The following is a 2,890-nucleotide window of genomic DNA, read 5'->3' on the forward strand; positions in this document are numbered from 1 at the left end:
GCCCGGCGCCGCCGCGGCCGCCGCGTTGCCGGGCGCGGGTGGCGCAGGCGCGGACTTCGGGCTTGGCGGCTTCGCGGAACGCATTCCCGGCATCTCGCGGATGAAGGGCAACCCGAAGCTGCCGTTCCTGATCGCCGTCGCGTTCGCGATCGCCGTGATCACCGCGCTGGTGCTGTGGAGCCGCGCGCCCGACTACCGCGTGCTGTACAGCAACCTGTCGGATCGCGACGGCGGCGCGATCATTGCCGCGCTCCAGCAGGCAAACGTTCCCTACAAGTTCGCCGATGCCGGCGGCGCGATCCTCGTGCCGTCGAACCAGGTGCATGAAACGCGCCTGAAGCTCGCCGCGATGGGGCTGCCGAAGGGCGGCTCGGTCGGCTTCGAGCTGATGGACAACCAGAAATTCGGCATCAGCCAGTTCGCCGAACAGATCAACTACCAGCGCGCGCTCGAAGGCGAGCTGCAGCGCACCATCGAATCGATCAACGCCGTGCGCGGCGCGCGCGTGCATCTCGCGATCCCGAAGCCGTCGGTATTCGTGCGCGACAAGGAAGCGCCGAGCGCGTCGGTGTTCGTCGACCTCTACCCGGGTCGCGTGCTCGACGAGGGCCAGGTTCAGGCAATCACGCGGATGGTGTCGTCCGGCGTGCCCGACATGCCCGCGAAGAACGTGACGATCGTCGACCAGGACGGCAACCTGCTGACCCAGACCGCGTCGGCATCCGGTCTCGACGCAAGCCAGCTCAAGTACGTGCAGCAGGTCGAGCACAACACGCAGAAGCGCATCGACGCGATCCTCGCGCCGATCTTCGGCGCGGGCAACGCGCGCTCGCAGGTCAGCGCGGACCTCGACTTCTCGAAGATCGAGCAGACGTCGGAAAGCTACGGCCCGAACGGCGTGCCGCAGCAGGCCGCGATCCGCAGCCAGCAGACCAGCAGCTCGACCGAACTCGCGCAGGGCGGCGCGTCGGGCGTGCCGGGCGCGCTGTCGAACACGCCGCCGCAGCCGGCATCCGCGCCGATCGTCGCCGGCAACGGCCCGAACGCGCCGCAGACGACGCCGGTGAGCGACCGCAAGGACCAGACGACCAACTACGAGGTCGACAAGACGATCCGCCATCTCGAACAGCCGATGGGCAGCGTGAAGCGGCTGTCGGTCGCGGTCGTCGTCAACTACCAGCCGGTCGCCGACGCGAAGGGCCACGTGACGATGCAGCCGCTGCCGCCCGCGAAGCTCGCGCAGGTCGAGCAGCTCGTGAAGGACGCGATGGGCTACGACGAGAAGCGCGGCGACTCGGTGAACGTCGTGAACAGCGCGTTCTCGACCGTCAGCGACCCGTACGCCGACCTGCCGTGGTGGCGCCAGCCCGACATGATCGAGATGGCGAAGGAAGCCGCGAAGTGGCTCGGCATCGCGGCGGCCGCGGCGGCGCTGTATTTCATGTTCGTGCGCCCGGCGATGCGCCGCGCGTTCCCGCCGCCCGAACCGGCCGCGCCGGCGCTCGCCGCGCCGGACGATCCGGTCGCGCTCGACGGCCTGCCGGCACCGGTCAAGAACGAGGAACCCGATCCGATGCTGCTGGGCTTCGAAAACGAGAAGAACCGCTACGAACGCAACCTCGACTACGCGCGCACGATCGCCCGCCAGGATCCGAAGATCGTCGCGACCGTCGTGAAGAACTGGGTGTCCGATGAACGCTGAAGGCTTGACCAAGAGCGCGCTGCTGCTGATGTCGATCGGCGAGGAAGAGGCCGCGCAGGTATTCAAGTTCCTCGCGCCGCGCGAGGTGCAGAAGATCGGCGCCGCGATGGCCGCGCTGAAGAACGTCACGCGCGAGCAGGTCGAGGACGTGCTGCAGGAATTCGCGAAGGAAGCCGAGCAGCACACCGCGCTGTCGCTCGATTCGAGCGAGTACATCCGCTCGGTGCTGACCAAGGCGCTCGGCGAGGACAAGGCCGGCGTGCTGATCGACCGCATCCTGCAGGGCAGCGACACGAGCGGCATCGAGGGCCTGAAGTGGATGGACTCGGGCGCGGTGGCCGAACTGATCAAGAACGAGCATCCGCAGATCATCGCGACGATCCTCGTGCACCTCGACCGCGACCAGGCGTCCGAGATCGCATCGTGCTTCGCCGAACGGCTGCGCAACGACGTGATGCTGCGGATCGCGACCCTCGATGGCATCCAGCCGGCCGCGCTGCGCGAGCTCGACGACGTGCTCACCGGCCTGCTGTCCGGCAGCGACAACCTGAAGCGCAGCCCGATGGGCGGCATCCGCACCGCGGCCGAGATCCTGAACTTCATGACGAGCGTGCATGAGGAAGGCGTGCTCGAGAGCGTGCGCCAGTACGACGCCGATCTCGCGCAGAAGATCGTCGACCAGATGTTCGTGTTCGAGAACCTGCTCGACCTCGAGGATCGCGCGATCCAGATGGTGCTCAAGGAAGTCGAGTCGGAAACGCTGATCATCGCGCTGAAGGGCGCGCCGCCCGCGCTGCGCCAGAAGTTCCTCGCGAACATGTCGCAACGCGCGGCCGAACTGCTCGCCGAGGATCTCGACGCGCGCGGCCCGGTGCGCGTGTCCGAAGTCGAGACGCAGCAGCGCCGCATCCTGCAGATCGTGCGCAACCTGGCCGAGAGCGGCGCGATCGCGATCGGCGGCAAGGCGGAAGACGCATATGTCTGATTCGGCGAGCGATCGCGCGGGCACCCTCACCGCGTACCAGCGGTGGGAGATGGCGTCGTTCGACCCGCCGCCGCCCCCGCCGCCGCCCGACGATGCCGCGCCGGTAGTCGCCGCCGATGTTGCGTGCGATCTTCGCGTTCGCATACAGCTCGCCCGACTTGCCGAAGCCTGCGGTCACGCCGACGCCGAGCTCGTACCACGTG

The 2,890-nt window shown here is 68.2% G+C and carries 2 protein-coding genes and 1 pseudogene; all 3 read left to right on the plus strand.

Features of this window, described 5'->3' with window-relative positions; genetic code table 11:
* A partial coding sequence (gene fliF, locus G3N61_RS38600) for a flagellar basal-body MS-ring/collar protein FliF (protein WP_205825063.1) occupies positions 1-1,702 on the plus strand: 1,702 nt, incomplete at its 5' end.
* The gene (gene fliG, locus G3N61_RS38605; RefSeq protein ID WP_043184685.1) at positions 1,692-2,687 is read left to right on the plus strand and encodes a flagellar motor switch protein FliG; all 996 of its coding nucleotides are present in this window, start codon (positions 1,692-1,694) and stop codon (positions 2,685-2,687) included. The genes fliF and fliG, both read left to right, overlap by 11 nt.
* Positions 2,680-2,890: pseudogene (locus tag G3N61_RS39965) on the plus strand (flagellar assembly protein FliH); the annotation flags it as partial. The gene fliG and the pseudogene G3N61_RS39965, both read left to right, overlap by 8 nt.

Origin of the sequence: Burkholderia sp. Ac-20349 (genome assembly GCF_017104865.1) — a bacterium.
Taxonomy (GTDB): Bacteria; Pseudomonadota; Gammaproteobacteria; order Burkholderiales; family Burkholderiaceae; genus Burkholderia; species Burkholderia aenigmatica.

Bases quoted from the DNA above. Each gene is read 5' to 3' on its own strand.
- fliG (WP_043184685.1), top strand. From the start codon at position 1,692: ATGAACGCTGAAGGCTTGACCAAGAGCGCGCTGCTGCTGATGTCGATC.